This is a genomic window from Pseudoduganella sp. GW821-FHT11H04 (genome assembly GCF_058807935.1).
The window spans coordinates 615,463-639,224 of the sequence record NZ_JBXARE010000003.1 but is presented as its reverse complement, the minus strand read 5'-3'; the positions used below and the strand labels follow the sequence as shown (position 1 = coordinate 639,224).

The 23,762-nt window shown below is 62.3% G+C and carries 23 protein-coding genes and 1 riboswitch; of the genes, 14 read left to right on the top strand and 9 right to left on the bottom strand.

Annotation, left to right across the window (positions count from 1 at the left end):
• Positions 1-11 precede the first annotated feature (11 nt).
• On the bottom strand, positions 12-1,988 hold the full coding sequence (locus tag AC1RTP_RS10060) for a lytic transglycosylase domain-containing protein (RefSeq protein WP_498607085.1): 1,977 nt from the start codon (positions 1,986-1,988) through the stop codon (positions 12-14).
• Between the two features lie 27 nt (positions 1,989-2,015).
• Here AC1RTP_RS10060 and AC1RTP_RS10055 point away from each other — a divergent pair, with 27 nt between their 5' ends.
• Positions 2,016-2,600, top strand: a complete 585-nt coding sequence (locus tag AC1RTP_RS10055) for a 5-formyltetrahydrofolate cyclo-ligase (RefSeq protein WP_498607083.1) — start codon at positions 2,016-2,018, stop codon at positions 2,598-2,600.
• Positions 2,601-2,698: 98 nt separating this feature from the next.
• Here the strand turns inward: AC1RTP_RS10055 and metF are convergent, their stop codons facing one another.
• The 4 genes from metF to metK form a co-directional block, all read right to left on the bottom strand.
• Positions 2,699-3,526 (bottom strand): methylenetetrahydrofolate reductase [NAD(P)H], encoded by an 828-nt coding sequence (gene metF / locus AC1RTP_RS10050; RefSeq protein ID WP_498607162.1) that lies wholly within the window; start codon positions 3,524-3,526, stop codon positions 2,699-2,701.
• Positions 3,519-3,869 (bottom strand): phage holin family protein, encoded by a 351-nt coding sequence (locus AC1RTP_RS10045; RefSeq protein ID WP_498607081.1) that lies wholly within the window; start codon positions 3,867-3,869, stop codon positions 3,519-3,521. Before AC1RTP_RS10045 ends, metF begins: the two co-directional genes overlap by 8 nt.
• Before the next feature lie 116 nt (positions 3,870-3,985).
• Positions 3,986-5,401, bottom strand: a complete 1,416-nt coding sequence (gene ahcY / locus AC1RTP_RS10040) for an adenosylhomocysteinase (RefSeq protein ID WP_498607080.1) — start codon at positions 5,399-5,401, stop codon at positions 3,986-3,988.
• A gap of 29 nt (positions 5,402-5,430) precedes the next feature.
• Positions 5,431-5,498: riboswitch (S-adenosyl-L-homocysteine riboswitch) on the bottom strand.
• 126 nt (positions 5,499-5,624) lie between these two features.
• Positions 5,625-6,788 (bottom strand): methionine adenosyltransferase, encoded by a 1,164-nt coding sequence (metK, locus tag AC1RTP_RS10035; protein ID WP_498607078.1) that lies wholly within the window; start codon positions 6,786-6,788, stop codon positions 5,625-5,627.
• Positions 6,789-6,978: 190 nt separating this feature from the next.
• Here metK and AC1RTP_RS10030 point away from each other — a divergent pair, with 190 nt between their 5' ends.
• Genes AC1RTP_RS10030 through dapF form a run of 3 tightly spaced genes read left to right on the top strand, consistent with a single transcriptional unit; the run spans position 6,979 to position 9,592 of the window.
• Positions 6,979-7,839 (top strand): lysophospholipid acyltransferase family protein, encoded by an 861-nt coding sequence (locus tag AC1RTP_RS10030; RefSeq protein WP_498607076.1) that lies wholly within the window; start codon positions 6,979-6,981, stop codon positions 7,837-7,839.
• Positions 7,836-8,732 (top strand): LpxL/LpxP family acyltransferase, encoded by an 897-nt coding sequence (locus AC1RTP_RS10025; protein WP_498607073.1) that lies wholly within the window; start codon positions 7,836-7,838, stop codon positions 8,730-8,732. The genes AC1RTP_RS10030 and AC1RTP_RS10025 overlap by 4 nt, the downstream gene beginning before the upstream one ends.
• Positions 8,729-9,592, top strand: coding sequence for a diaminopimelate epimerase (gene dapF / locus AC1RTP_RS10020; protein WP_498607072.1), 864 nt, complete (start codon positions 8,729-8,731; stop codon positions 9,590-9,592). The genes AC1RTP_RS10025 and dapF overlap by 4 nt, the downstream gene beginning before the upstream one ends.
• A gap of 50 nt (positions 9,593-9,642) precedes the next feature.
• Here dapF and AC1RTP_RS10015 read toward each other — a convergent pair whose 3' ends face one another.
• The gene (locus tag AC1RTP_RS10015) at positions 9,643-10,902 is read right to left on the bottom strand and encodes a tetratricopeptide repeat protein (protein WP_498607070.1); all 1,260 of its coding nucleotides are present in this window, start codon (positions 10,900-10,902) and stop codon (positions 9,643-9,645) included.
• 307 nt (positions 10,903-11,209) lie between these two features.
• On the opposite strand from AC1RTP_RS10015, the gene AC1RTP_RS10010 reads away from it, so the two are divergent.
• From AC1RTP_RS10010 to AC1RTP_RS09965, 10 genes are all read left to right on the top strand, one after another.
• Entirely contained in the window at positions 11,210-12,304 is a 1,095-nt protein-coding gene (locus AC1RTP_RS10010; protein ID WP_498607068.1) for a porin, read from the top strand.
• 161 nt (positions 12,305-12,465) lie between these two features.
• A complete protein-coding gene (locus tag AC1RTP_RS10005) occupies positions 12,466-13,137 on the top strand; it encodes a DUF484 family protein (RefSeq protein ID WP_498607066.1) in 672 nt (223 codons plus the stop codon).
• 4 nt (positions 13,138-13,141) lie between these two features.
• Positions 13,142-14,086, top strand: a complete 945-nt coding sequence (locus AC1RTP_RS10000) for a tyrosine recombinase XerC (RefSeq protein ID WP_498607065.1) — start codon at positions 13,142-13,144, stop codon at positions 14,084-14,086.
• 92 nt (positions 14,087-14,178) lie between these two features.
• Positions 14,179-15,246, top strand: coding sequence for a CobW family GTP-binding protein (locus AC1RTP_RS09995; RefSeq protein WP_498607063.1), 1,068 nt, complete (start codon positions 14,179-14,181; stop codon positions 15,244-15,246).
• 72 nt (positions 15,247-15,318) lie between these two features.
• Complete coding sequence (gene dksA, locus AC1RTP_RS09990; protein WP_090436115.1) at positions 15,319-15,762, top strand: RNA polymerase-binding protein DksA; 444 nt, start codon at positions 15,319-15,321, stop codon at positions 15,760-15,762.
• A gap of 104 nt (positions 15,763-15,866) precedes the next feature.
• Positions 15,867-17,195, top strand: a complete 1,329-nt coding sequence (locus tag AC1RTP_RS09985; RefSeq protein ID WP_498607061.1) for an STAS domain-containing protein — start codon at positions 15,867-15,869, stop codon at positions 17,193-17,195.
• Positions 17,196-17,258: 63 nt separating this feature from the next.
• A complete protein-coding gene (gene hslV, locus AC1RTP_RS09980) occupies positions 17,259-17,801 on the top strand; it encodes an ATP-dependent protease subunit HslV (RefSeq protein WP_498607060.1) in 543 nt (180 codons plus the stop codon).
• The gene (gene hslU / locus AC1RTP_RS09975; RefSeq protein ID WP_498607058.1) at positions 17,798-19,132 is read left to right on the top strand and encodes an ATP-dependent protease ATPase subunit HslU; all 1,335 of its coding nucleotides are present in this window, start codon (positions 17,798-17,800) and stop codon (positions 19,130-19,132) included. The genes hslV and hslU overlap by 4 nt, the downstream gene beginning before the upstream one ends.
• Complete coding sequence (locus AC1RTP_RS09970) at positions 19,132-19,335, top strand: hypothetical protein (RefSeq protein ID WP_498607056.1); 204 nt, start codon at positions 19,132-19,134, stop codon at positions 19,333-19,335. Before hslU ends, AC1RTP_RS09970 begins: the two co-directional genes overlap by 1 nt.
• Positions 19,325-20,206: a winged helix-turn-helix domain-containing protein gene (locus tag AC1RTP_RS09965; protein ID WP_498607053.1), complete on the top strand. Its 882-nt coding sequence runs from the start codon at positions 19,325-19,327 to the stop codon at positions 20,204-20,206. Before AC1RTP_RS09970 ends, AC1RTP_RS09965 begins: the two co-directional genes overlap by 11 nt.
• On the opposite strand, the gene AC1RTP_RS09960 is transcribed toward AC1RTP_RS09965, so the two are convergent.
• The 3 genes from AC1RTP_RS09960 to AC1RTP_RS09950 all read right to left on the bottom strand — a co-directional run bounded on the left by AC1RTP_RS09960 (position 20,200) and on the right by AC1RTP_RS09950 (position 23,757).
• Positions 20,200-20,817: a YceI family protein gene (locus tag AC1RTP_RS09960; protein WP_498607051.1), complete on the bottom strand. Its 618-nt coding sequence runs from the start codon at positions 20,815-20,817 to the stop codon at positions 20,200-20,202. The genes AC1RTP_RS09965 and AC1RTP_RS09960 overlap by 7 nt on opposite strands.
• A gap of 94 nt (positions 20,818-20,911) precedes the next feature.
• Positions 20,912-23,047, bottom strand: a complete 2,136-nt coding sequence (locus AC1RTP_RS09955; protein WP_498607049.1) for a patatin-like phospholipase family protein — start codon at positions 23,045-23,047, stop codon at positions 20,912-20,914.
• 143 nt (positions 23,048-23,190) lie between these two features.
• Positions 23,191-23,757, bottom strand: a complete 567-nt coding sequence (locus tag AC1RTP_RS09950) for a type II secretion system protein N (RefSeq protein ID WP_498607048.1) — start codon at positions 23,755-23,757, stop codon at positions 23,191-23,193.
• Positions 23,758-23,762 lie beyond the last annotated feature (5 nt).

The window sequence follows — 23,762 nt, the reverse complement described above, 5'->3', positions numbered from 1 at the left end:
CCTCTGGTTGCTTAACGGCCGCCGTAAGCGGCTTCCTGTTGTTCTGTTTCGGTGTAGCCCTTTGGCGTGACCGTGCTGCCCAGGCGCGCCTTCAGCGATTGCGGACGGCCCTCGAACAAAGCGGCGTAATAGGTGGCGTTGACCATCACGTTTTTCACGTAGCCGCGCGTTTCAAAATAGGGAATCGTCTCGATGAAGATGGTGCTGTCCATCGGCTTGGTCAGCTGCGTGCGCCAGGAGCGCAGGCGGCCCGGACCCGCGTTGTAGGCGGCAGTCGCGAGCACTTGCGAGCCATCCATGCTGCCCAGGACCATATTCATATAGTTCGCGCCCAGCAGGATATTGGTCTTCACGTCCGACAGCATGCCCTGCACGAAGTCGGTCAACCCGATCTTGCGCGCCACCCAGCGGCCGGTGGATGGCATCACCTGCATCAGGCCCGAAGCCCCGACGGCCGATTGCGCATCCATCACAAAGCGCGACTCCTGGCGGATCAGGCCATACACCCAGGCGCGATCCAGGCCGAGCGTGCTGGTGGTCGGCTGCATGATGTCGTCATGCGGCACCGGGTAGCGGTGCGTATAGTCGGCCTGCACACGGGTCTTCTCGGAGGTGTACACCATGCGGTCCAGCACATGCTTTTCGCGCGCAAATTCGGCGGCGGCGATCAGCTGGCGCTCGCTCAGGCTGCGGGTTTCCCAGTTCCACTCGCGCGTGCCTTCGAAGCGCAGGCGCATCTCGAAGAATTTGAGCGCGCGCTGCAGGCCGGGATTGGCGGCGATGGCGGCCATTTCGGCCGGCGTCGGCGCGACGCCCGGCGGCGGAATGGTCACCAGCGTGCCCAGCTCCTCGCCGGCGAGGATGCCGTAATAGCTCGATTGGTCGGCGATGCTGCGATAAGCAGCCAGCACTTCCGGCGTGTTGCTGCCCGCTTCGGCCGCGGTGGCGCGCGCGTTCCAGTAAATCCAGGCCGGGTCCTTGCGCAGCTGCTGCGGCATGGCGGCGATGGTGGCCTTGACGGTTTTCCAGTCGCGCTCACGCAGGGCGATTCGGGTCTTCCACTGGATCTGCTCCAGCGACAGCGGGGCGCCTGCGGCCTTGGCCCAATAGCCCGAAGTTTCCGGCGCAAACGAGTAGGACGAGACCAGTGCGATATTGGCCCAGCCGATGGCGCGTTCCTGCGGCGTCAGTTTCGGCGAGTTCTTTTCCAGCGCCATTTTGGCCAGGGCCATGCTGGTGCGAGCGCTGCGGCCCACGGCCACCAGGAAGGTTTCATGTTCGGCGCGCGTGGCGCCTGCGCCCTTGGCCAGCGCCAGCGTCGGCAAGTCCACGGCTTGCGCCATTTTCTTGTCCGAGCCGTTCAGCAGCAGCACGGTGCGTTTGGCGGGGCCGGTGGAATTGGTCTCGCCGGCCAGGCGCACCTGCGTCCACAAGTCGTCTTCCGTGAACTGGCCGGCTTGCGCCAGCGAGGCGATCAGGGAGCCGCAAGCTTCGCCGTAATAAGGCGGGAAGACCAGCAGCGCGCGCGCATCGGCGGCGACGTTCTGGCCTTTCGAAAGCTTGGACAGCAGGTTGTAGCATTTGACCTGGGTGTCGTCCTGCAGAACGAATTGTGGATACTGTTCGTCGAAGGTGGCCCAGTCGCGCTTGCGGCCCAGCTCCAGCAGCCAGTCGTTGCGCATGCGGTCAGCGATGGCGCTGCCCTGGTATTTGCTCAGGAAGGCGCGCACTTCAGGATTCGATGCGTCCTTGAACCGTGCCTTCAGGCGGTAATAATCAACGTAGGAGGGAATTGTGTAATCGCCCAGTTGGGCGGCGTAGAACTCCGCCTTGGCGGCATCGTCGCGCCGAACAGAATCGCGCAAGAGAAGGAAAGCATCATCTTCCTTGCGGTTGCCGCTTGCGTTATCCTGCGCCAAGGCCATCGGCGACGCGGCGCATGCTGCGACCATCAGTGCGCCGGCTATCCATTTCGAGGTGGAAATCAATGTACGACTCTCAAGGTAATTCACGATATGTCCAGCCCAACTAGCATACCACGCAACACCGACGGCCAGCCAGCCTCCAGCAAGGCGGAACTGCGCAAGATCATGCTGGCGGCACGCCGCGCGCTGGCGCCGGAAACACGCGCGCAATGGGACAGGGAAATTGGTGCGAAGGTGGTCCAGTGGTGGCGTGAATCCGGTGTCGGTGCGGTGGGTGTGTATTGGCCCCTGCGCGATGAACCGAACCTGCACGCCTGTTACGCGGAGCTGGCGGATCTCGGTGTGAAATTGCTGTTGCCGGTGGTACTGGAAAAACATGCGCCGCTAGCGTTCAGCGAGTGGTCGATCGGGGAACCGATGGTGAAGGATTCGATGGGAGTGGCGGTGCCGGCCATGCTGCGGATTGTAGAGGAATATCCGCCGGCTTTATTGATCCCCTGCCTTGGGTACAATCCGCAAGGCTACCGGCTTGGCTACGGTGGCGGGTTCTACGACCGCACCTTGGCGCGTGAACCGCGCCCGGCCACCGTGGGGGTGGCGTATCGGTGCTTAATGGCGGAGTTTGGATCGGATGGGCATGATGTGGCGCTCGACCGTATCATTACTGAAAACTAAAACCGGCAACCCGGTGTCTGACCCGCAGGGTCAGACACCGGTCCGCGGCGGCCGCGGGCAAGTGTCAGGCTCTTGTGCCTGACACTGGTTTACCGGTTTCAGACCAGACGGTTCCACAAAGCCGTCGTGGCGACGGCCTGGTTCATGGAGTAGAAGTGCAGGCCCGGCGCGCCGCCGGCCAGCAGGCGTTCGCACAGGTCCGACACCACGTCGAGGCCGAAGGCCTTGATCGACGCCGAATCGTCGCCAAACGACGCCAGCTTCAAACGCACCCAGCGTGGGATCTCCGCGCCGCACATATCCGAAAATCGCATCAGCTGCGTGTAGTTCGTGATCGGCATGATGCCGGCCACGATAGGCACATTCACGCCGGCCTTCTGCGCGGCATCAACGAAATGGAAATACGCGTCGGCGTTGTAGAAGTACTGGGTGATGGCGGCATTCGCGCCGGCGTTCACCTTGCGGACAAACGCTTGCATATCATCCTGCGGCGAACGCGCCTGCGGATGGATCTCAGGATATGCAGCCACTTCAATATGGAACCAGTCGCCCGTTTCGGCGCGCACGAATTCCACCAGCTCATTGGCGTAACGGAATTCGCCCGACATGCCGTAACCGGATGGCAGGTCGCCGCGCAGCGCCACCAGGCGCTTGATGCCGTGCGATTTGTACTGCTGCAGGATGGCGCGGATCGATTCACGCGTACCGCCGATGCAGGACAGGTGCGGCGCGGCGTCTTCGCCGGCAGCCATGATCTCCAGCACGGTGTCCAGGGTGCCCTGCTGGGTCGAACCGCCGGCGCCGAAGGTCACGGAAAAATATTTAGGGTGCAGCTCGGACAGTTTGGCGCGCACGGCGCGCAGCTTTTCTGCCCCTTCCGGCGTTTTCGGCGGGAAGAACTCAATACTGAAATTATGGTTAGCCATCATTGTCTTTCATCAGGAGGGTAGACAAGGCCCAGGAAATCACGCTGTACAAAAGCGCGCCGAGGATGGCAGAGCCAAAGCTGTCGACGTGGAAGCCTTCAACCACTTTCGCCACCAGCCAGAACATGAAGCCGTTGATCACGAAGATGAAGAGGCCGAGCGACAGCACGGTAACGGGCAATGTCAGCAACAGCAGCACAGGACGCACCAGGGTGTTGACCAGGCCAAGCAAGAGGGCAGCAACCAAAGCGGCGCCAATGCTTGTGACATTGACGGAATGCATCAGGAAAGGCACCGCGAAGAGCGCGGTGGCATTGATTATCCAGGTGAGAACCAAACGCATAATATTGCTCGATTTGTTAACCCGGTAAATCTGGGTCAGACCCAAAGGTCTGACCCTTCCTTTACCAGAGCCGCAGAAGGGGTCTGACCCTTGGGTCTGACCCGCGTTTACAGGGTTTAGTAACGGTAGTGCTCAGGCTTGTAAGGGCCTTCGACTTTAACGTTGATGTATGCTGCCTGCTCTTCGGTCAGGGTGGTCAGCTGCGCATTCAGCTTCTTCAGCTGCAGGCGGGCGACTTTCTCGTCCAGGTGCTTAGGCAGGGTGTACACGCCGACCGGGTACGCCTTGGTGTTGGCGAACAGTTCGATCTGCGCGATGGTCTGGTTCGCGAACGAGGACGACATCACGTACGATGGGTGGCCAGTGCCGCAACCCAGGTTCACCAGGCGGCCTTCGGCCAGCAGGATGATGCGCTTACCGTCAGGGAAGATCACGTGGTCAACCTGCGGCTTGATGTTCTCCCACTGGTACTTCTTCAGGGAAGCGACATCGATCTCGTTGTCGAAGTGGCCGATATTGCAGACGATCGCCTGGTCCTTCATCTTCAGCATGTGCGCTTCGGTGAGGATGTGGTAGTTGCCGGTGCAGGTCACGAAGATGTCGCCGTGTTCAGCGGCGTAATCCATGGTCACCACGCGGTAGCCTTCCATTGCAGCCTGCAGTGCGCAGATTGGGTCGATCTCGGTCACCCAGACTTGCGCCGACAGGGCGCGCATCGCTTGGGCGGAACCCTTGCCCACGTCGCCGTAGCCGGCGATAACGGCGATCTTACCGGCCACCATCACGTCGGTAGCGCGCTTGATGCCGTCCACCAGGGATTCGCGGCAGCCGTACAGGTTGTCGAACTTGGACTTGGTGACGGAGTCGTTCACGTTGATGGCTGGGAAGGCGAGCTTGCCTTCCTTGTGCATCTGGTACAGGCGATGCACGCCGGTGGTGGTTTCTTCGGTCACGCCCAGGATTGCCGGCAGGCGCTTGGAGTACCAGGTCGCGTCCTTGGCCAGGTGGGCCTTGATGGAGTTGAACAGGCAGATTTCTTCTTCCGAGCCTGGGTTGTTCAGGACCGAGATGTCTTTTTCAGCGCGCGCGCCCAGGTGCAGCAGCAGGGTTGCGTCGCCGCCGTCGTCCAGGATCATGTTGGAGTACACGCCTTCACCCGGCCATTCGAAAATGCGGTGGGTGTAGTCCCAGTAGTCGGCCAGGGTCTCGCCTTTGACTGCGAACACCGGGGTGCCGACGGCTGCGATGGCGGCTGCGGCGTGGTCCTGGGTCGAGTAGATGTTGCAGGATGCCCAGCGCACTTGCGCGCCCAGTGCTTCCAGGGTGCGGATCAGCACTGCGGTCTGGATGGTCATGTGCAGCGAGCCGGTGATGCGCGCGCCTTTCAGCGGCTGCGCAGCAGCGAATTCTTCACGGATTGCCATCAGGCCTGGCATTTCCGTTTCGGCGATCTTGATCTCTTTTTCGCCCCATGCGGCCAGGCCGATGTCAGCGATGATGTAGTCTTGGGAATCTTTGAGTACGGCGTTCATCACGCCCTCCTTTCAGTGTGTTGAAAAAAGTAACGTGAGCGCGGTGTTGATGTTCCGAGCCTGGCCAGGCTTGCTGGTCGCAGCGCTCCTCGGAGGGGGTAGATTGTATCACTGTGCCGGCCAGAACCGGTAAACCAGTGCCTGACCCGCAGGGTCAGGCACTCGGCCAGCGGCAGCCGCGTAACGGTGCCTGACCCTGCGGGTCAGGCACCGGGGTGTCGGTTTACAAGCCAGCAGCAGCGCGCAGGATTGCCGCCTTGTCGGTACGCTCCCAGCTGAACTCAGGCTCTTCACGGCCGAAGTGACCGTAAGCCGCAGTCTTCGCGTAGATCGGGCGCAGCAAGTCCAGCATCTGCACGATGCCTTTCGGGCGCAGGTCGAAGTGTTCCTGCACCAGCTGTGCGATCTTCTCGTCGGAGATCACGCCGGTGCCTTCGGTGTACACGGTGATGTTGATCGGGCGTGCCACGCCGATCGCGTAGGACACCTGCACCTGGCACTGGCGCGCCAGGCCGGCAGCCACCACGTTCTTGGCCACATAGCGGGCAGCGTAGGCTGCCGAACGGTCAACTTTCGAAGGATCCTTGCCGGAGAACGCGCCGCCGCCGTGCGGAGCTGCGCCGCCGTAGGTGTCGACGATGATCTTACGGCCGGTCAGGCCGCAGTCGCCCTGCGGGCCGCCGATAACGAAACGGCCGGTCGGGTTGACCAGGAATTTGGTGTCCTTGATCCATTCGGTCGGCAGCACTGGGCGGATGATCTCTTCGATCACAGCTTCTTCGATCTGCGAATGGCTCATCTCAGGCGCGTGCTGGGTCGACAGCACCACGGTGTCCACCGACACTGGGCGGCCATCGACGTAGCGCAGGGTGACCTGCGATTTCGCGTCAGGACGCAGCCATGGCAGGCGGCCGTCCTTGCGCAGCTGCGACTGGCGCTCGACCAGGCGGTGCGAGTAGTAAATCGGCGCTGGCATCAGTTCCGGGGTTTCGTCGCAGGCGTAGCCGAACATCAGGCCCTGGTCGCCGGCGCCCTGGTCGAGGTCGATACCTGCACCTTCGTCGACGCCCTGGGCGATATCCGGCGATTGCTTGTCGTAAGCAACCAGCACGGCGCAGCCCTTGTAGTCGATACCGTATTCGGTGTTGTCGTAGCCGATACGCTTGATGGTATCGCGGGCTACTTGAATATAATCCACGTTGGCGTGGGTGGTGATTTCACCTGCCAGCACGACCAGGCCGGTGTTGCACAGGGTTTCTGCGGCAACGCGGGCAGTTGGGTCTTGGGTGAGGATAGCATCCAGAATCGCGTCGGAAATCTGGTCGGCTACCTTGTCCGGGTGGCCTTCAGAGACGGATTCAGAGGTGAAAAGGAAATCATTGGACATCGCAAGCTCCTGGATTGGTTCAAAAAATAACGTTGTCGCAAAACCAATAAAGCTTGCGACGCTTTAGCGAAGTTTGTATCCCGCCTCGCAAGTTGTCTGTTAACTCAGCGGCTACTGCAACGTGGTATTTTACGCTTCTTAAAAAATTTTTGTGCAGAGCAACGTATAAAATGCTCTTATATACTTATAAATGCTGTTAAGAATATTCCGCTTTTTCTCCATTTTCCCCCTGCCAGTACTGCACGCCATCGGCGTAGGGCTAGGCTGGCTGGTCTATCTGCTGTCCCCTTCCTACCGCCGCCGCATGCGCAGCAATATGGCCCAGGCCGGGTTTTCGGCCCACCTGGGCAGCGCCGTGGGCGAGGCCGGCAAGGCCATGTTTGAGCTGCCTTTCATCTGGTGCGCCGACCCGCAGCGTGTAAGCCGCAGCGCCACCGTGGAAAACTGGGACCTGGTGCAGCAATACCTGGATGCCGGCAAGGGCATCGTCTTCCTGACCCCGCACCTGGGCTGTTTTGAAATCACCGCCCAGGAAATTGCCCATCGTACCGAACTGATGGTGATGTACCGCCCGCCGCGCAAGGAAGCCCTGAAGCCGCTGGTCGAAGGCGCGCGCGCCCGCAAGAACCTGCTGCTGGCGCCAGCCAATATGGGCGGCGTGCGCATGCTGGCCAAGTTCCTGAAGAAAGGCCAGCCGATCGGCCTGCTGCCCGACCAGGTGCCGCAGGAAGGCGAAGGCGTGTGGGCCGACTTCTTCGGGCGCAGTGCCTACACCATGACCTTGCCGGCCAAGATGGCCCAGCTGGGCGATGCCGTGGTCCTGATCGTCTACGCCGAACGCCTGCCGGGCGGCAAAGGCTTCGTGGTGCGCTTCGTGCCGTTCGAAGGTTCGCTGGAAGGCGATTCCGCCACCCAGGCGCGCGCCATCAACGCTGAAATGGAAAAACTGATCGCGCGCTGCCCGGCCCAGTACTACTGGAGCTACAACCGCTATAAAGTACCCGCCGGCGTCGCAGGCCCTGGCGCCGCTGCGCAGGAGGCATCGGCATGAGGCTGCTGTTGGGATTGATGTGGCTGCTCCACTGGCTGCCGCTGCCGGTGCTCGGCCGTATTGGCAAAGGCATGGGAAGCCTGCTGTTTATCGTGATGGGCCCGCGCCGCGAGATTACCCTGACCAACCTGCGCCTGACCATGCCGGAACTGACGGAAGAGCAGCGCCGCGAAATCGCGCGCCAGCACTTCCAGGCGTATTCGCGCAGCGTGCTGGAGCGCTCAATCCTGTGGTGGGCGCCGGAAGCGCGCCTGCGCAAGCTGATCAAGATTGAGACCAGCGCCGGCATGCCGCCGGGCGCAGTCCCGGTCGCTGCGATGACGGAAAAACCGACCATCCTGCTGTGCCCCCACTTCGTCTGCCTGGACGTGGGCGGCGCCGCCATCGCCATGGAAGCATCGGCATCTTCCATGTACGTCGCGCAAAAGAATAAGGTGTTCGACGAGGTGCTGCGCATGGGCCGCGCGCGCTTCAAGCCGGTCAAGCTGTTCACGCGCCAGGACGGCATCAAGCCCATCTTCCGCGCACTGAAGGAAAAGCTGCCCTACTTCATGCTGCCGGACATGGACTTTGGCGACAAGGATGCCGAATTCGTGCCCTTCTTCGGCATTCCCGCCGCCACCTTGACCGCTACCGCGCGCATCGCCGCCTCCACCGGCGGCCAGGTGATGCCGGTGATTGCGACTTTCCTGCCTAATTACGAAGGCTATCGTGTGAAGTTCTACCCGGTGTGGGAGAATTACCCAGGCCCCGATATGGTCGCGGCAACGCGCCGTATGAATGAATTTATTGAAGAACGCGTCAAAGAAGCGCCGGCCGAATACTTCTGGACCCACAAGCGCTTCAAGACCCGCCCGGAAGGCGAACCTTCCTTCTATTCGAACAAACGATGAAACTCAAATTCACCAAGATGCACGGCGCCGGCAATGATTTCGTGGTCATTGACGCCATCAACCAGAAGATCGACTTCACTCCAGCCCAGTGGAAGCACCTGGGCGACCGCCGCTTTGGCGTGGGCGCCGACCAGATCCTGGTGGTGGAAAAGTCGGACAAGCCGGGCTGCGATTTCCGCTACCGCATCTTCAATAACGATGGCGGTGAGGTGGAGCAGTGCGGCAATGGCTCGCGTGCCTTCGTCAAGTTCGTGGTTGAAAAAGGCCTGACCTCGGCGCGCAAGATCACGGTGGATACCATGGCCGGCATCATCGCGCCGAGCCTGGAAGAAGATGGCAGCATCACGGTCGACATGGGTGCGCCGGTGCTCGAAGCGGCGCAAGTGCCGTTCGATGCTGAGGGCCTGCAAGGCCAGCCGGAGGGCCGCGAAACCCTGTGGCCGCTGGTGCTGGAACTGGGCGGCCAGCGCGAGTCGGTGCAGGTGTCCGTAGTGTCGATGGGTAACCCGCACGCAGTGCAGGTGGTGGCGGATGTGGATACCGCGCCGGTGGAACTGGTGGGGCCGCTGATCGAGCACCATCCACGCTTCCCGAAGCGGGTGAATGCCGGCTTCATGCAGCTGGTCGATCGCAAGCATGTGAAGCTGCGCGTTTTCGAGCGCGGGGCCGGCGAGACGCTGGCCTGCGGTACGGGGGCTTGCGCGGCGGTTGTGGCGGGGATTCGCCGCGGCTTGCTCGATTCGCCGGTGCGCGTCGATGCGCGCGGCGGGCAGTTGTCGGTCGCCTGGGCGGGCGAGGGGCAGCCGGTTTATTTGACGGGGCCGGCGGTGACTGTGTTTGAGGGCGAGATCAACATCTAAACCCGGTAAACCTGGGTCTGACCCTTGGGTCTGACCCAGATATGCCGGGTTCAGGCAGCCGCCATCAAATCAGCGCCAACCCAACTCTTCAGCCGGTACAGGCGCTGCCGATAATTCCCCTCCACATCCACCCCCACCTGCTCGAACAGCCGCACCATCCGATCCAGCTTCTGCCGCTCCGCCGCAGTACGCACCAGCACCAGCCTGCGCTTGCTGCGCCCATAACTGGCGCGGATATCCACCACCAGGCAATGCCCCTGGTCTGCAGCCTTCAAATCCAGCAGCAAGGCCTCCGCCCGCGTCAGCCGGAACATGGCTGCCAGCTCAATACGCGCCGCCAGCAAAGGCTGGCTGCTCAGCAAATCCCGCGTCAACAAAGGCAGCAGGGGATCAGCCCAGCCGAACGACGATGGCTGCGGGCAAATCCGGTCCAAGGCCTGCTGCGCCTCGGAACTCCCCTGGGCCGCCGCCTTCTGCAGCCAATACACGGCCCGCACATCATTATCCTCGGCGCCGCGCCGCGCACGCCAGGCGTGGATGCCGCATTCCAGCTGCGCCCCGCTATGGCCCATGTCCGCCGCGCGTTCCAGGCAAGCCTGTGCCTCGCTTGCACTGCGCTGGGAAAACTCGGGACGGACATAAATACGCGACATGGCAAACCAGGCATCGGCCAGCCCCTGCTCGCCAGCCTGTGCCAGCCAGCGCAATGCACGCTTGAAGTTGACAGCGCCGCGGCTCGATTGCACACGGTCGCCTTCGCTATTCATGCGCGCCAGGTCCAGGCCTAAGGCCAATTGCGCATCGCGGTCCCCGCTTTGGGCTGCCAGGGTGCGCAAGCGCAGGAGTTCGCCCGGATCGGCGTCCGCTTCGCACGCCAAGGTTCGCCAGGCATCCTGGTTGGCGTCCGCGGCTGGCGCAATGGTCATTTTGTCCACGGTAGCCACTGCGGTCGCTTCATTCTGCGACGAAGCCGGCTCCGGCGCGACGGCCGTCGCACAGGGTTCGATTTCGCGCAACTGCGCCAGAACCTGTGCCGCACCGGGAACCCTGCCCTGGGCGGCCAGCACATACCACGGCAACGCCTGGGCACGCGCCCCCCGCGCCACTTCGAATGGGATATGGGCGCCAATCAGCTGCCAGGCCTCGTCCCCCCCCTGGGTCGCGGCACGGCAAAGCCAATGCAAAGCAGTCGGCACGTTTTGCGGCAGGCTGGCCCCGCCAAACAGGTAGAGTTTGCCCAGAGCCAACTGGGCTGCGGCGTCTCCTGACCGCGCTCCCCTGATGATCACCAGCTCTTCTCGATTCGCCATCGATCTATCCGGGTCCAAGGAATAAGCTGCTTGTCCAGTTTAGCCGCCGCACAATCCAAAGGCACGCGACTCCCGGACTTTTTCATATGTGACCAATGTGACAGGCTGAGCTTTCGGCTTCCTTACAGCTCTTGCACTATCTGAGCAGGCTGACAAGCGTTTCAAAAATACAACAGAGCAAGCCGGTTTAAGCGGTTTTAACTGCTTTCCGTGCGGATAAATGACCAAGTGGCGCGAATCGCGCGCTATATCCACTTATCGTATAACCATCCCTGTACCCGGTTTGACTCATAAAAAGGAAGAACACATGAAGAAATCGTTATTGGCCCTGGCCTTGATGGGCGCCTTCAGCGGTGCTGCCTTTGCGCAATCCTCCGTCGTTGTGTACGGCACTTTGGATGCCGGCATCCTCAAGACCACCAATTCCAGCAACACGGCAGTGCAAGAGGGCAAGCGCGACAACAACAAGCTGGGCTTCCGCGGCGTGGAGGACCTGGGCAGCGGCCTGAAGGCCCTGTTCCAGCTCGAGATCCGCTTTGACGCCGACACCGGCATCATCGAAGGCGGCAACCGTCCGCTGTTCCAGGGCCAGAGCCGTGTCGGCCTGCAAGGCGGTTTCGGCACCGTGCGCCTGGGCCGTGGCCTGACTTCGCTGCAAGAAACCAGCACCATGTTCGAGCCATGGTCCGGCATGCCTAACCAGGCTGGCTACCAGACCGACATCATGGTGGCCGGCTACCGTACCGCGCTGCCAGGCAGCGGTTCCGACCCACTGGGCGCAACCGGCAACTCCGGCAACCGCTTCGCCAATGCAGTCTGGTACAACTCGCCGGTGTATAACGGCTTCCAGCTGAATGTGACGTTTGCCAGCGGCGAGAGCAATGGCTTCACCGTGCCTATCGTCGGCCGCGGCACCAATGCTACGCCACAGTACCCGGTCGGCTCGACCGCCGGCGACCACCCTTACTCGGTCAGCGCGACCTATATGGCGCCTGGCAACCTGCCGATGTACGCCGTCTACATCGGTACCGAGCGCAATGCGACCGAGGTCAAATGGCATTCGATCGGCGCATACTTCCGCCCGATTCCGGACCTGAAGCTGATGGCCAGCTACGGCAAGCAGGATTTGAGCAGCATCGCCGCCACCAACGACTCGATCAGGGCCTGGATGCTGGGTGCTAACTACACCTATGGCCCGGGCATGTTCCGCCTCGGCTACGGCCAGAAGGATACCGATGGCCAGCTGAAGACCAAGCAGTTCTCGGTCGGCTACGAGTACAACCTGTCGCCGCGTACCTACCTGTACCTCGACTTGTCGCAGAAGAAGCTGCCGCTCACCCCGGCCGCGACGACCGACTCGAACCAGAACCACTACGCGCTGGGCATTCACCACAACTTCTAAACCCGGCAAAACAGTGTCAGACCCGAGGGTCTGACACTATCTGCACTATTGCCGCGGGCTTCAAGACCGTTGAGGGTCTGACCCTATGGGTCTGACCCTGCCTTGCCGGGTTGGATTCAGTTAAAATGTCCTCGCCTGCAACATTCGATGTGACATCAACAATGACCGACACCCTGGATTCCGCAATCGTCGCGCAGTACCTGGCCGACAATCCCCACTTCTTCGAAGAACATGCCAACCTGCTTGGCGACGTTCGGCTGTCCAGCCCCTTGACCGGCCGTGCCGTCTCGCTGCAGGAACGCCAGATGGAAGTCATGCGCGACAAGTACAAGGCGCTCGAACTGCGCATGGCCGACTTGACCCGCCACGCCGAAGCCAACGCCGCCATCGCCAACCGCTTCCACAGCTGGAACCAGTCCATCTTGCAGACGCGCGCCGATGCCGAAGTGCCACGCGCCGTGGTGCAAGGCCTGATCGACAGTTTCCATGTGCCGGCCGCCACCCTGCGCCTGTTCCAGGTCGCGCCGGAGTTCGCCGGCGGATGGTTCGCCAGCGGCGTATCGGAAGATGCGCGCCTGTTCGCCAACAGCCTGATGGCCCCTTACTGCGGCAGCAATAACGATTTCGAAGCCGTGCGCTGGCTGGACGACGCGGAGCACATCAAGTCCGCCGTGATCCTGCCGCTGCGCAAGCCGGGCGCCAAGGGCGCTGCCTTCGGCCTGCTGATCATGGGCTCGCCGGACCCTGAACGCTTCACCTCCCTGATGGCGACCGATTTCCTGGTCCACATCGGCGAAACCGCCAGCGTTGCGCTGGCCCCGTTGCTGGCCTGACGCCATGACAGGCGCCGGCAAGCTGGAACAGGCCGACGCCTACCTGGCCCACCTGGCCACGCAGCGCAAGCTGTCCGCGCACACGGTCGCCGCTTACGGCCGCGACCTGCGCGAACTGGCCACCCTGTCCGACGGCAAAGCCTGGGACGCCCTCACCCACTTCGATATCCGCCGCTACGCGGCCCAGCTGCATAGCCGCGGCCAGGACGCACGCACGATCGCGCGCAAGCTGTCCGGCTGGCGCGGCTTCTTCGCCTGGCTGGGCCAGCACAGCACCTTGCCCGCCAACCCGGTGGAAGGCGTGCGCGCGCCCAAGCGCGCCCAGACCCTGCCCAAAGCCCTGTCGGTAGATGACGCGGTACAGCTGGTGGCGCCGAACATTCCAAGCGCCGGCGACGGGGAACCGGCTCGCCTGTGCAACCGCGCCATGTTCGAGCTGCTGTATTCAAGCGGCCTGCGCGTCTCCGAACTGGCCGGCCTGGACCGCGAATTCCGCAAAGCCGTCGACGGCCAGCCCGCCTCGCTGGGCTGGCTGGAACTGGAAAACGCGGAAGTGGTGGTGACCGGCAAAGGCAATAAGATGCGCCGCGTGCCGGTGGGCAGCGCCGCCCTCGAGGCGATGAAAGCCTGGCTGGACGTGCGCCCCGCGCCGACCGATGGCAGCGGCGCCCTCTTCGTCAACGAGCGCGGCAAGCGGGTCAGCACGCGCGTGGTGCAGCTGCGGCTGAAGGCGCATGGCATCCAGTCCGGCGCGCCGGTGGCGGTGCACCCGCATATGCTGCGTCACTCATTTGCCTCCCATGTGCTGCAATCTTCGGGCGACCTCCGGGCCGTCCAGGAGATGCTGGGTCACGCCAGCATTACCTCGACCCAGGTCTATACCGCCCTGGATTTCCAGCACCTGGCGCTGGTCTATGACAAGGCCCATCCCAGGGCTAAAATTAAATAACCGGGAACTTGATCCAGCTCAAGTTTTCCCATTTACCAGCATTTCTGGAATTCCGGCATAATCGACCGATTCCCAACGCTTTTCCCAAGATTATGGCAATGATCCCAACTACCATTTTGACCGGCTTCCTCGGAGCCGGCAAAACCACGCTGCTGAACCGCATTCTGCGTGAAGAGCACGGCATGAAAATCGCCGTTATCGAAAACGAATTCGGCCAGGAAAATATCGACAACGAAATCCTGGTGCAGGAATCGCGCGAGCAAATCGTGGAAATGAATAACGGCTGCATTTGCTGCACCGTACGCGGCGATTTAATTATCGGCCTGAGCGACCTGGCCAAACGCCGCGCCGCCGGTGAAATTGAATTCGACCGCGTGGTGATTGAAACCACCGGCCTTGCCAACCCCGGCCCGGTAGCGCAAACCTTCTTCGTCGACGAAGAAGTGGGCGCCAACTACCTGCTCGACGCCGTGGTGACGGTAGTCGATGCGCGCCACGCCATGCAGCAGCTGGACGAGCACGAAGAAGCCCAGCGCCAGGTTGGCTTTGCCGACAAGATCCTGCTGTCCAAGACCGACCTGGTGGATGCTGCTGCCGTCGACGCTCTGATCGCCCGCCTGAAGCGCATCAACCCGCGCGCGCCGATCAGCCGCTCCGATTTCGGCAAGGCCCCGCTGACCGAGGTGCTGGACCTGCGCGGCTTCAATCTGAACGAAAAGCTGGAAATCGACCCCGACTTCCTGGCCGAAGACGATCACGATCACGATCACGAACATTGCGACCATGACCACGAGCATGGCCATGTGCACGACGAGCACTGCGGCCACGACCATAGTCACGATCACCACCATGCCCATCACACCGACGATATCGCAGCCTTCGTCTTCAAGAGCGAACGCCCGTTCGATCCGGCCAAATTGGATGAATTCCTGGGCGGTCTCGTTGATGTGTACGGTCCTCGCATGTTGCGTTACAAAGGCGTATTGTTGATGCAGGGCGCAGAAAGGAAAGTTGTATTCCAGGGCGTACACCAGCTCATGGGCAGCGACCTTGGTGCAAAATGGGGCGAAAACGAGACACGGGCAAGCAAAATGGTGTTTATTGGCAAAAATCTCCCAAAAGACATCTTTATTACTGGCCTTGAACAATGTTTGGTATAAACTAAGGCGTTTTTTTTGACGCCACCCAAGCTGAAATTTGAAAACTCTGTCGTATCGAAGGTAAGCGAAGTCATGACAAAAGCAAATAAATCGACCCCCGCCGCAGACGTCCTGCTCACCGAAGAAGAAATTCTGAAGATGAGCGAAAAGGACTATATGAACCCGGCCCAGATGGCGTTTTTCAAGAATAAACTGCAAAACCTTGAAAAAGAATTGCTGAAAAACGCTGGCGAAACCACCGAACACCTGCGCGAAACCGTGCTGGTGCCCGATCCTGCCGACCGCGCCACCATCGAGGAAGAACACGCACTGGAACTGCGTACCCGTGACCGTGAGCGCAAGCTGCTGAAAAAAGTCCAGCAATCGATCGCTGCCATCGACAATAACGACTATGGTTATTGCGAAGAAACCGGCGAACCGATCGGTATTCCACGCCTGATTGCACGTCCAACGGCTACCCTGTCGCTGGAAGCACAACAGCGCCGTGAACTGAAACAGAAGCTGTACGGCGACTGATTTGCCACAAATCAAGAAAAAGGCACGCTAAGGCGTGCTTTTTTCTTGTCTACTTTCCTACGGTACGCCCTTATAATTTTCCATTGGGCTACACTAGTGATCCTATGGGACTGTTCTCGATTTTTAAAAAAGGCAAGGTTGACGAAAACGCCGTCGAAGATGACGACGTCGACACTGCACGCCTGGCCGCGAACAGCGAACTGGAGCGCCAACGCGCGCAACAGTCGGACCTGCAACGCGAAATAGCACGCGCCACCGCCATGAAGATCGACGCGATCGAGGCGGCGATGGCTGCGGACATCTTTAACGAACCGGAACCAGCCTGGGCCCGCAAGCCGCGCCCGCTGCAAGCCGCCCCCGCCGCCAATGGCGAGGCGACCCTGCCGATGCTGGACCAGTACACCACCGAGCTCCTGGGCGACGAGGATATGCCTCTCGAAGCGGCGGCCGCCGAAAGCGCGCCGATCGTCGAAGAGATCGCCATCCTGTATTCCAATGGCCAGGCGGAAGTGGCCGAGCAAATGCTGCTGGGCAGCCTGCCGGACGCTACGCAAGACCGCACGGTGTGGTGGATGCTGTTCGACCTGTACCAGGTGCTGAACAAGCAGGAGTCGTTCGAGAACATTTCGATCGACTACGCCAGCCAGTACGAGACTTCGCCGCCATCCTGGATACCGCCGGCGGCGGCGGCCAGCGCGGCCCCGGTGGCCAAGGGCGGCTATGCCGGTTTGGCGCCAACCCTGGGGCTGGCCGGCACGCTGAATGCTTCGGTTGCTCCGCAGCTGGAGCGCTTGGAAGACATGGACAAGAAGCAGCCGCTGCGTCTGGACTTCTCGCGCGTGAATGGCGTCGAGACGGAAGGCTGCGCCCTGCTGCTGGCGGCCCTGAAGAAGGTGCAAGCCGGCGACCGCGACCTGATCGTGGTTGCCGCCGCCGAATTGTCCGAGCAAGTGCGCTCCATCCTGATCATCGGCAACCGCGATGTCGGCGAAGCGCCGTGGCTGCTCTATCTTGAGCTGCTGCGCCTGCTGAACCGCGAGAAGGAGTTCGAAGAGTCGTCGATGGATTACTGCGTGACCTTCGAAGTATCGCCGCCGCCATTCGTGGCGCCGAAGAAGGTAGCGAATGCACCGCGCCAATCCACGGCCGCCGCCTCCGACCGCTTCATGCTGCCGGCGGTGATCGAGGGCGACGTCACGGCCCTGCTGGGCGCCATCGACAAATACGCAAGCCAGGCGCAAGCCCTGGTGTTCGACTGCAGCCGCCTGGCGCGCATGGAATTCGGCGCCGCCAGCGCGCTGCAATCCAAGGTGATGGAACTGTCGGCCGGCGACCGCCGCATTGAATTCCGCGACCTGAACCACCTCGTCGCAGCGTTAATGCGTTTGCTGGGGTATGCTGATATTGCTCGCTTGTTCCCACACAAATACTGAGCAGTTGAATTTTGGGGCCTCGGCCCCAAAGTACCGCGTTAATCCCAACCCAAAGGCATTAACATGGAACAATTTCACGGCACTACCATCTTGTGCGTGCGTCGCGGCAACGATGTCGCGATCGGCGGCGATGGCCAGGTAACCCTCGGCAACATCGTCATGAAAGGCACCGCTCGCAAGGTGCGCAAGCTGTACCAGAACAAAGTGCTGTGCGGCTTCGCCGGCGGCACCGCCGACGCCTTCACCCTGCTCGACCGCTTTGAAGCCAAACTGGAAAAGCACCAGGGCCACCTGCTGCGCGCCTCGGTCGAAATGGCCAAGGACTGGCGCACCGACCGTGTGCTGCGACGCCTGGAAGCGATGTTGCTCGTAGCCGATAAGGATTCCACCCTAGTAATCACGGGCAATGGCGACGTGCTGGAACCGGAAGGCGGCATCGGCGCCATCGGCTCCGGCGGCAGCTATGCCCAGTCGGCCGCCAAGGCCCTGATCGAAAACACCGACCTTTCCCCGGTCGACGTGGTGAAAAAATCGCTGACCATCGCCGGCGAGCTGTGCATCTACACCAACCTGAACCACATCATCGAAACCCTGGACCACGTATGAACATGACCCCTCAAGAAATCGTCGGCGAACTCGACAAGCACGTGGTCGGCCAGGGCAAGGCCAAGAAGGCCGTCGCCATCGCACTGCGCAACCGCTGGCGCCGCCAGCAGGTGGAAGAACCGCTGCGCCATGAGATCACCCCGAAAAACATCCTGATGATCGGTCCGACCGGCGTCGGCAAGACCGAGATCGCGCGCCGCCTGGCCAAGCTGGCAGACGCGCCCTTTATCAAGATCGAAGCCACCAAGTTCACCGAAGTAGGCTATGTGGGCCGCGACGTGGACACCATCATCCGCGACCTGATCGACATCGGCGTGAAGCAGACCCGCCAATCGGAAATGGCCAAGGTGCGTGCGCGCGCCGAAGATGCGGCGGAAGACCGGGTGCTCGACATCCTGCTGCCGCCGCCGCGCGATTTCGGCTTCGCCACCGGCGGCAGCGAGCCGCGCACCGACGATGCTACGCGCCAGACCTTCCGCAAGCGCCTGCGCCAGGGCGAGCTCGATGACAAGGAAATCGAGATCGAACTGGCCGAGCAAAGCCCGACCATGGAAATCATGGCGCCGCCGGGCATGGAAGAAATGACGGAGCAGATCAAGTCCATGTTTTCGGGTATGGGCAGCGGCCGAAAAAAGGCGCGCAAGGTCAAGATCAAGGAAGCCATGAAATTCCTGCTCGAAGAGGAAGCGGCGAAGCTGGTCAACGAAGACGAGATGAAGAAGAAGGCGCTCACCAACGTGGAGCAGAACGGCATCGTCTTCCTGGACGAGGTGGACAAGATCGCCTCGCGCTCGGAAGCGGGCGGCGCCGACGTGTCGCGCGCCGGCGTGCAGCGCGACCTGCTGCCGCTGGTGGAAGGCACAACCGTCAACACCAAGTACGGCATGGTGCGCACCGACCATATTCTGTTCATCGCGTCGGGCGCTTTCCATCTGGCCAAGCCGTCGGACCTGATCCCTGAGCTGCAGGGCCGTTTCCCGATCCGCGTGGAGCTGGAGTCGCTGTCCATCGCGGACTTCGAACGTATCCTGACCAGTACCGACGCCTGCCTGACCAAGCAGTACCAGGCCTTGCTGGCGACCGAAGACGTGCACCTGGAGTTCGCGCCGGACGGCATCAACCGCCTGGCGGAGATTGCCTTCCAGGTCAACGAGCGCACCGAAAATATCGGCGCGCGCCGCTTGTACACGGTGATGGAAAAGCTGCTGGAAGAAATCTCCTATACGGCGTCCGAAACAGGCGACAAAACTGTTACCATCGATGCGGCTTATGTGAACCAGCGCCTCGATGCGCTGGCCGTCAACGAGGATTTGTCACGCTACGTACTGTAATGGCAAACAAGCAGCTGGCTACACGGCAGAAGATGCGGATTCGCGTCGAGCCCTCGCAAAACTTTGGCAAGCCCCGCAATCCGATTGCGGCGCTGGCCAAAGCACGCGCCGCGGGCCCGCACGACAAGAACCGAACGACTGCCGACCGCCAGTCTGCGAAAAAGCTGATCGACAAAAAACTCAGCGGGTCCGATGACGAATAAGCCGGCCGCCACGCTGCGCGTGGGCGCCTGGACCCTCGACCGCCTCACCGGCGTATTGGCGCGCGATGGCGTTTACCAGCGGCTCGAAGAACGCACCCTCCTGTTGTTGACCTTTATGGCCGACCGTGCCGGCGAGGTGCTGTCCGCCGACGAATTGCTGGCCCACGCCTGGCCTGGCGTGGTTGTTTCTCCCGATTCGCTGTACCAGGCCATTACGCAGTTGCGCCGCGCGCTCGGCGACGATGCGCGCAATCCAGCGTATATCGCCACTGTGCCGCGCCGCGGTTATCGGCTGGTCGCACACGTCGCGCACGACGCTGCGCCAACGGAGATCGCGCCCGCCCCTGCTGGCGATCCTGCCGAACAGACGCTGACGCCGCGCCCCGAACGCGCGCCGTCGCGCAGCCGCCGCATAGCCATTGGCGCCGGCATCGCGGCGCTAGCTGGCGCACTGGTTGCGCTGCCGATGGCGCGAACGGGCAGCACGCGCTCCGTCGCCGTGCTCCCCTTCCTCGATTTGACGGACGAAATGAATGAGGAACCTTTCGCCGACGGCATCAGCGAAGAACTGATCGGCAAATTGAGCAAACTAGCCGGGCTGTCAGTCGCCCCGCCCGGCGCCTCCTACTACTACAAGAACAAACACGACGCCGCCGCCGAAGCGGCACGTGCGCTCAAAGTGGCCTACGTACTGGATGGCAGCATCCGCCGCTCCGGCAGCGCGCTGCGCATCTCCGCCCGCCTCACGCGCGCCGCCGACGGCTTCGTGGTCTGGTCCGACAGCTACGACCGCACACCAGGCGACAAGCTCGCCATCCAGGACGAAATCGCCGGCGCCGTCTGCCGCGCGGCCGCCGCCAAGATTCAGTGAGTGCCGTTCATCGGCATTTCCTTCGGGGCGGCGGTGTCAGGTTCCACCGCCGCCTCCAGCTGGATCTGCACCGCAATCTCATCGCCCACCAGGTCCATATAGGCATCCAGCCCGAACTCGGAACGCTTGATCATGCTGCTGGCCGTGATGCCGACCGACGGTTTGTCGCTCACGCGGTTCATGCCAACCTTATTGACCTTCATCATCAGCGCCACCGGCCGCGTCACCCCAGCGACCGTCAATTCGCCATGCAGCACGCCGTTCATGGCGTCCTTGCGCTCGACGCGGGTGCTGCGGAAGCGGATGTCGGGCTGCTTGAATAGGGCCATCCAGGATTCATCGCCGCGGATCTGGCCATTCCAAAGGCCATCGCCCATGTCCAGCATACTGGTCGGCATGCTGACCATCACTGAAGACTTCGACCAATCCTCGTGGTCGAACACAAAAGTACCCGGCGCAATTTTCAACGTGCCCGATACCGGGATAAAGCCCTGGTGCTCCAGGCTGAAGTTGATTTTCGAGAGCTTGCTGACGATGGTGTAAGTAACTGGCGCGGCTTGCGCGGCGGTTGCGACGAACAAGGCGGCGCACAGTGCGGCATGGCGGAACATACGGACTCCCTTCAAGTGGTTGGAGCCCACTTTTTACCCGCCACCCGCCTGCAAAGTCCTGAAAACGGCCTGAAAAGTTCTGAATTTTGCTGAATCACCAGATCGGGCCGAGGAAGAGATACAAGGTTTCCTCGCCATGGCGCGTGACGCCGGTGCCCAGGAACAGCGGGCCAAAGCGCGTTTCCACCGAGAGGAAGGCGCTGCCTGCCTGCTTCAGCGCGCGGCCGGTTGCTGACGCATCGCGGTCAAAGCCGCCGCCCGTCTCCAGCGAGAAGCCGGCGCGCATGGTGCCGCCGAAGGCGCTCGGCAGTGAGGCGATACGCCGTGCCAATACCACGCGGCCCAGCATCACATTAGGCGCCTGGATGGAATCGGTCGGCGTTCCCGACAGGCGAAGGAAGCCGCCCAGCGTCACCGGCGAAGCGCCGGTCTGCGCCTTGGCCCATTCCGCTGAAACATGTCCGGCCCAGTCATTCCACAAAAAGGCTTGCAACGCCGTGGCGCTCCAGTTGCCCGCCGTGCCGACGCTCTTGCCGCTGCCCGGCGTCTGTTCGCGGCCAATCGTCACCAACGTACCGCGCGTCGGGAATGCCAGCGAATCAAGTGTGTCGACGCGGAAGCGGGCGAAAGTCCGGGTGTTGTAGATGCGGTTGACCGGCGCACCTGGGTCCTGCGGGATCAGCGGCCGCACCGAATAGGCCTGGCGCGCCACGCCCACCGAGAGCTCGCCCCAGTTGCCGAATTGCCGCCCCAGCGCAAACGAAGCAGCCCGCGCGCTGTAGGACACGCGCGCCATGCGGCGCTCCTTCTCGAAGATATCGCCGGCGATCTTGCCGATTTGCGCGGCCGGCATGACAAACCACTGCGAGCCCGGCCCCAGCGGTTGCCACCACTGCATGCCGATGCCGCGCTCATTGCCCAAGCGGCCTTCCGTGCGAAGCTCGCCGCCCCAGCTGTTCAAGGCCGAGCGCACATGCATGACCTTGATCGCGAAGTTATTCGAATCGCGAAAGTCGCTTGCCAGCTCCAGGCCGACGCGCATTCTGCTGCGCGCCCATTCGGCCTCGGTAGCACGGATGGTGACGGTGCGGTCGCCATCTACGTCATCGATATCGGTTTCCACGCGCGCCATGTCGCCGCGCCCGTACAGCGCAACGGCAGCCTGGCGCACCTGCTCGCGCGTGGTCGGCTGGCCTGTCTGCAAGCCGGATTGGTTGACCAGCACTTCCGGATTGACGTCGCGCGTGCCCTGGATCTGCACCTTGGCCAGTTTCACCGGACGGTCGGAATCGACCGGGGTGGCCAGGCGCAGGCTTTCCAGGGCGATGAATTCGCGCTCTGGCATGGCGAGGGCGGCCAGGCGCGGAGCCAGCTCGCGCGCCGCGGCCTCGCCGGCGGCGATGGCTTTCTCGTGCGTCGAGAAATCGAGGAAACTGACGCCGTCAAGCTTGGGCGCGATCAGGATATCGTCCTTGCGCAATTCGCTGAGGGAGCGCTGCACGTTTTGCTCGGTCAGGATTTGCAGCATCTGGTTGGCGACGCCCAGGGCGCTGTGCAGCTCTTTTTCGGGGGCCAGCGGTGTGCCGACGTTGACTGCGATAACAATATCGGCACCCATCGAGCGTGCCATGTCGACCGGCAGATTGCGTACCAGGCCGCCGTCCACCACCAAGTGGTCCTTGATGCGCACCGGCGCGAAAACGCCCGGCACGGCCAGCGAAGCGCGGATGGTCTGGAACAGCGGAGTGTTGTCGAGCACCACCAACTCTCCAGTCAGCAGGTCGGAGGCGACGGAGCGGAATGGCAGCGGCAACTGGCTCACCGGCATGTCCCGCGTGCCGCGCGGCAGCAGGCGTTGCAGGGCCATTTCCAGGGCGGCGTTGCCGGCGGCGCCGGGCGGGCCTTGCACGCCTTTCAGGGTAATGCCGAATTCGATGCGAGACGGGATCAGGATATCTTCGTCGCGGCGGCGGAAGTGCAGCTGGTCGCGCGCGGGACGGTCGGCTACCACGCTGTCCCAGTCGGTGGTGGCAGCCATGGTCTCGAGGTCTTTGACCGAGGCGCCGGCGGCATAGGCGCCGCCGATCACGCTGCCCATGGAGGTGCCGACGACGATGTCGATGGGGATGTGCAGGTCCTGCAGGGTGCGCAGGACGCCGATGTGGGCGAAGCCCCTTGCTCCGCCGCCGCTAAGGACCAGGGCTATTTTGGGGCGCTTTGAACCCGGCAAACCTGGGTCAGACCCAAGGGTCAGACCCTCGGCCTGCGGCGGCCGCGGATACTGGGTCTGACCCTTGGGTCTGACCTCGCCTTGCTGGGTTTCAGCAGCGCAGGCGAAACCGGCGCAAAGGAAAAGGATTAGGGCGATCCGCCTCATCGCGCCTGCGGCGGCTGCGAAACCGTCGGCGGTTGCGCCGGCGCCATCTGCACCGGCGGCCCGGTCATCGGCGTGGCCGGCTGCGGCAGTGGAACAGGCGGCGGCTCTTGCGGCCCGCTGACGCCAGGTGGCATAGGCGTCACCATTCCGCCCGACGAACTCACGCCCTGGTCGTTCAGCAAATCAATCCGTTTCTGCATGCCGCCTTCCATCAGGATCACAAAGCGCGGCTGCACATCTTTCACGCTCACGCCAGGCCCCACTTCCGAACCAACAGGATAAGCCTTGGCCGGCTGATTATCCGCCGCAATGATCGCCACGCTGCCGCGACCGCGGGTATCGGCCACCACGCCACGCAGCTGGTAATTGCTGGCCACCGCCACTGCGGTATTCCCACCGAACAGGCCGCGCGCCGCATCCATGTTCGCTTCCGGCTGCTGCTGCACCGGCATCGCCGCGATCGGGCGCTGCTTCGGCTTGAACAGCTGCATGCCCCAGTAGGCCAGCGAGGCAGACAGCACCGCGACGGCGGCCACACTGCAGATCAAAGGCAAACGTTTCAATTCAA

Bases quoted from the DNA above. Each gene is read 5' to 3' on its own strand.
- metF (WP_498607162.1), bottom strand. From the start codon at position 3,526: ATGGCTAACCATAATTTCAGTATTGAGTTCTTCCCGCCGAAAACGCCG.
- AC1RTP_RS10030 (WP_498607076.1), top strand. From the start codon at position 6,979: ATGCTGTTAAGAATATTCCGCTTTTTCTCCATTTTCCCCCTGCCAGTA.
- AC1RTP_RS10055 (WP_498607083.1), top strand. From the start codon at position 2,016: ATGTCCAGCCCAACTAGCATACCACGCAACACCGACGGCCAGCCAGCC.
- AC1RTP_RS09965 (WP_498607053.1), top strand. From the start codon at position 19,325: ATGACGAATAAGCCGGCCGCCACGCTGCGCGTGGGCGCCTGGACCCTC.
- dapF (WP_498607072.1), top strand. From the start codon at position 8,729: ATGAAACTCAAATTCACCAAGATGCACGGCGCCGGCAATGATTTCGTG.
- AC1RTP_RS09970 (WP_498607056.1), top strand. From the start codon at position 19,132: ATGGCAAACAAGCAGCTGGCTACACGGCAGAAGATGCGGATTCGCGTC.
- AC1RTP_RS10025 (WP_498607073.1), top strand. From the start codon at position 7,836: ATGAGGCTGCTGTTGGGATTGATGTGGCTGCTCCACTGGCTGCCGCTG.
- AC1RTP_RS10045 (WP_498607081.1), bottom strand. From the start codon at position 3,869: ATGCGTTTGGTTCTCACCTGGATAATCAATGCCACCGCGCTCTTCGCG.
- metK (WP_498607078.1), bottom strand. From the start codon at position 6,788: ATGTCCAATGATTTCCTTTTCACCTCTGAATCCGTCTCTGAAGGCCAC.
- AC1RTP_RS09985 (WP_498607061.1), top strand. From the start codon at position 15,867: ATGGGACTGTTCTCGATTTTTAAAAAAGGCAAGGTTGACGAAAACGCC.
- dksA (WP_090436115.1), top strand. From the start codon at position 15,319: ATGACAAAAGCAAATAAATCGACCCCCGCCGCAGACGTCCTGCTCACC.
- AC1RTP_RS10000 (WP_498607065.1), top strand. From the start codon at position 13,142: ATGACAGGCGCCGGCAAGCTGGAACAGGCCGACGCCTACCTGGCCCAC.
- ahcY (WP_498607080.1), bottom strand. From the start codon at position 5,401: ATGAACGCCGTACTCAAAGATTCCCAAGACTACATCATCGCTGACATC.
- AC1RTP_RS10005 (WP_498607066.1), top strand. From the start codon at position 12,466: ATGACCGACACCCTGGATTCCGCAATCGTCGCGCAGTACCTGGCCGAC.
- hslV (WP_498607060.1), top strand. From the start codon at position 17,259: ATGGAACAATTTCACGGCACTACCATCTTGTGCGTGCGTCGCGGCAAC.
- AC1RTP_RS09995 (WP_498607063.1), top strand. From the start codon at position 14,179: ATGGCAATGATCCCAACTACCATTTTGACCGGCTTCCTCGGAGCCGGC.
- AC1RTP_RS09960 (WP_498607051.1), bottom strand. From the start codon at position 20,817: ATGTTCCGCCATGCCGCACTGTGCGCCGCCTTGTTCGTCGCAACCGCC.
- AC1RTP_RS10015 (WP_498607070.1), bottom strand. From the start codon at position 10,902: ATGGCGAATCGAGAAGAGCTGGTGATCATCAGGGGAGCGCGGTCAGGA.
- hslU (WP_498607058.1), top strand. From the start codon at position 17,798: ATGAACATGACCCCTCAAGAAATCGTCGGCGAACTCGACAAGCACGTG.
- AC1RTP_RS10010 (WP_498607068.1), top strand. From the start codon at position 11,210: ATGAAGAAATCGTTATTGGCCCTGGCCTTGATGGGCGCCTTCAGCGGT.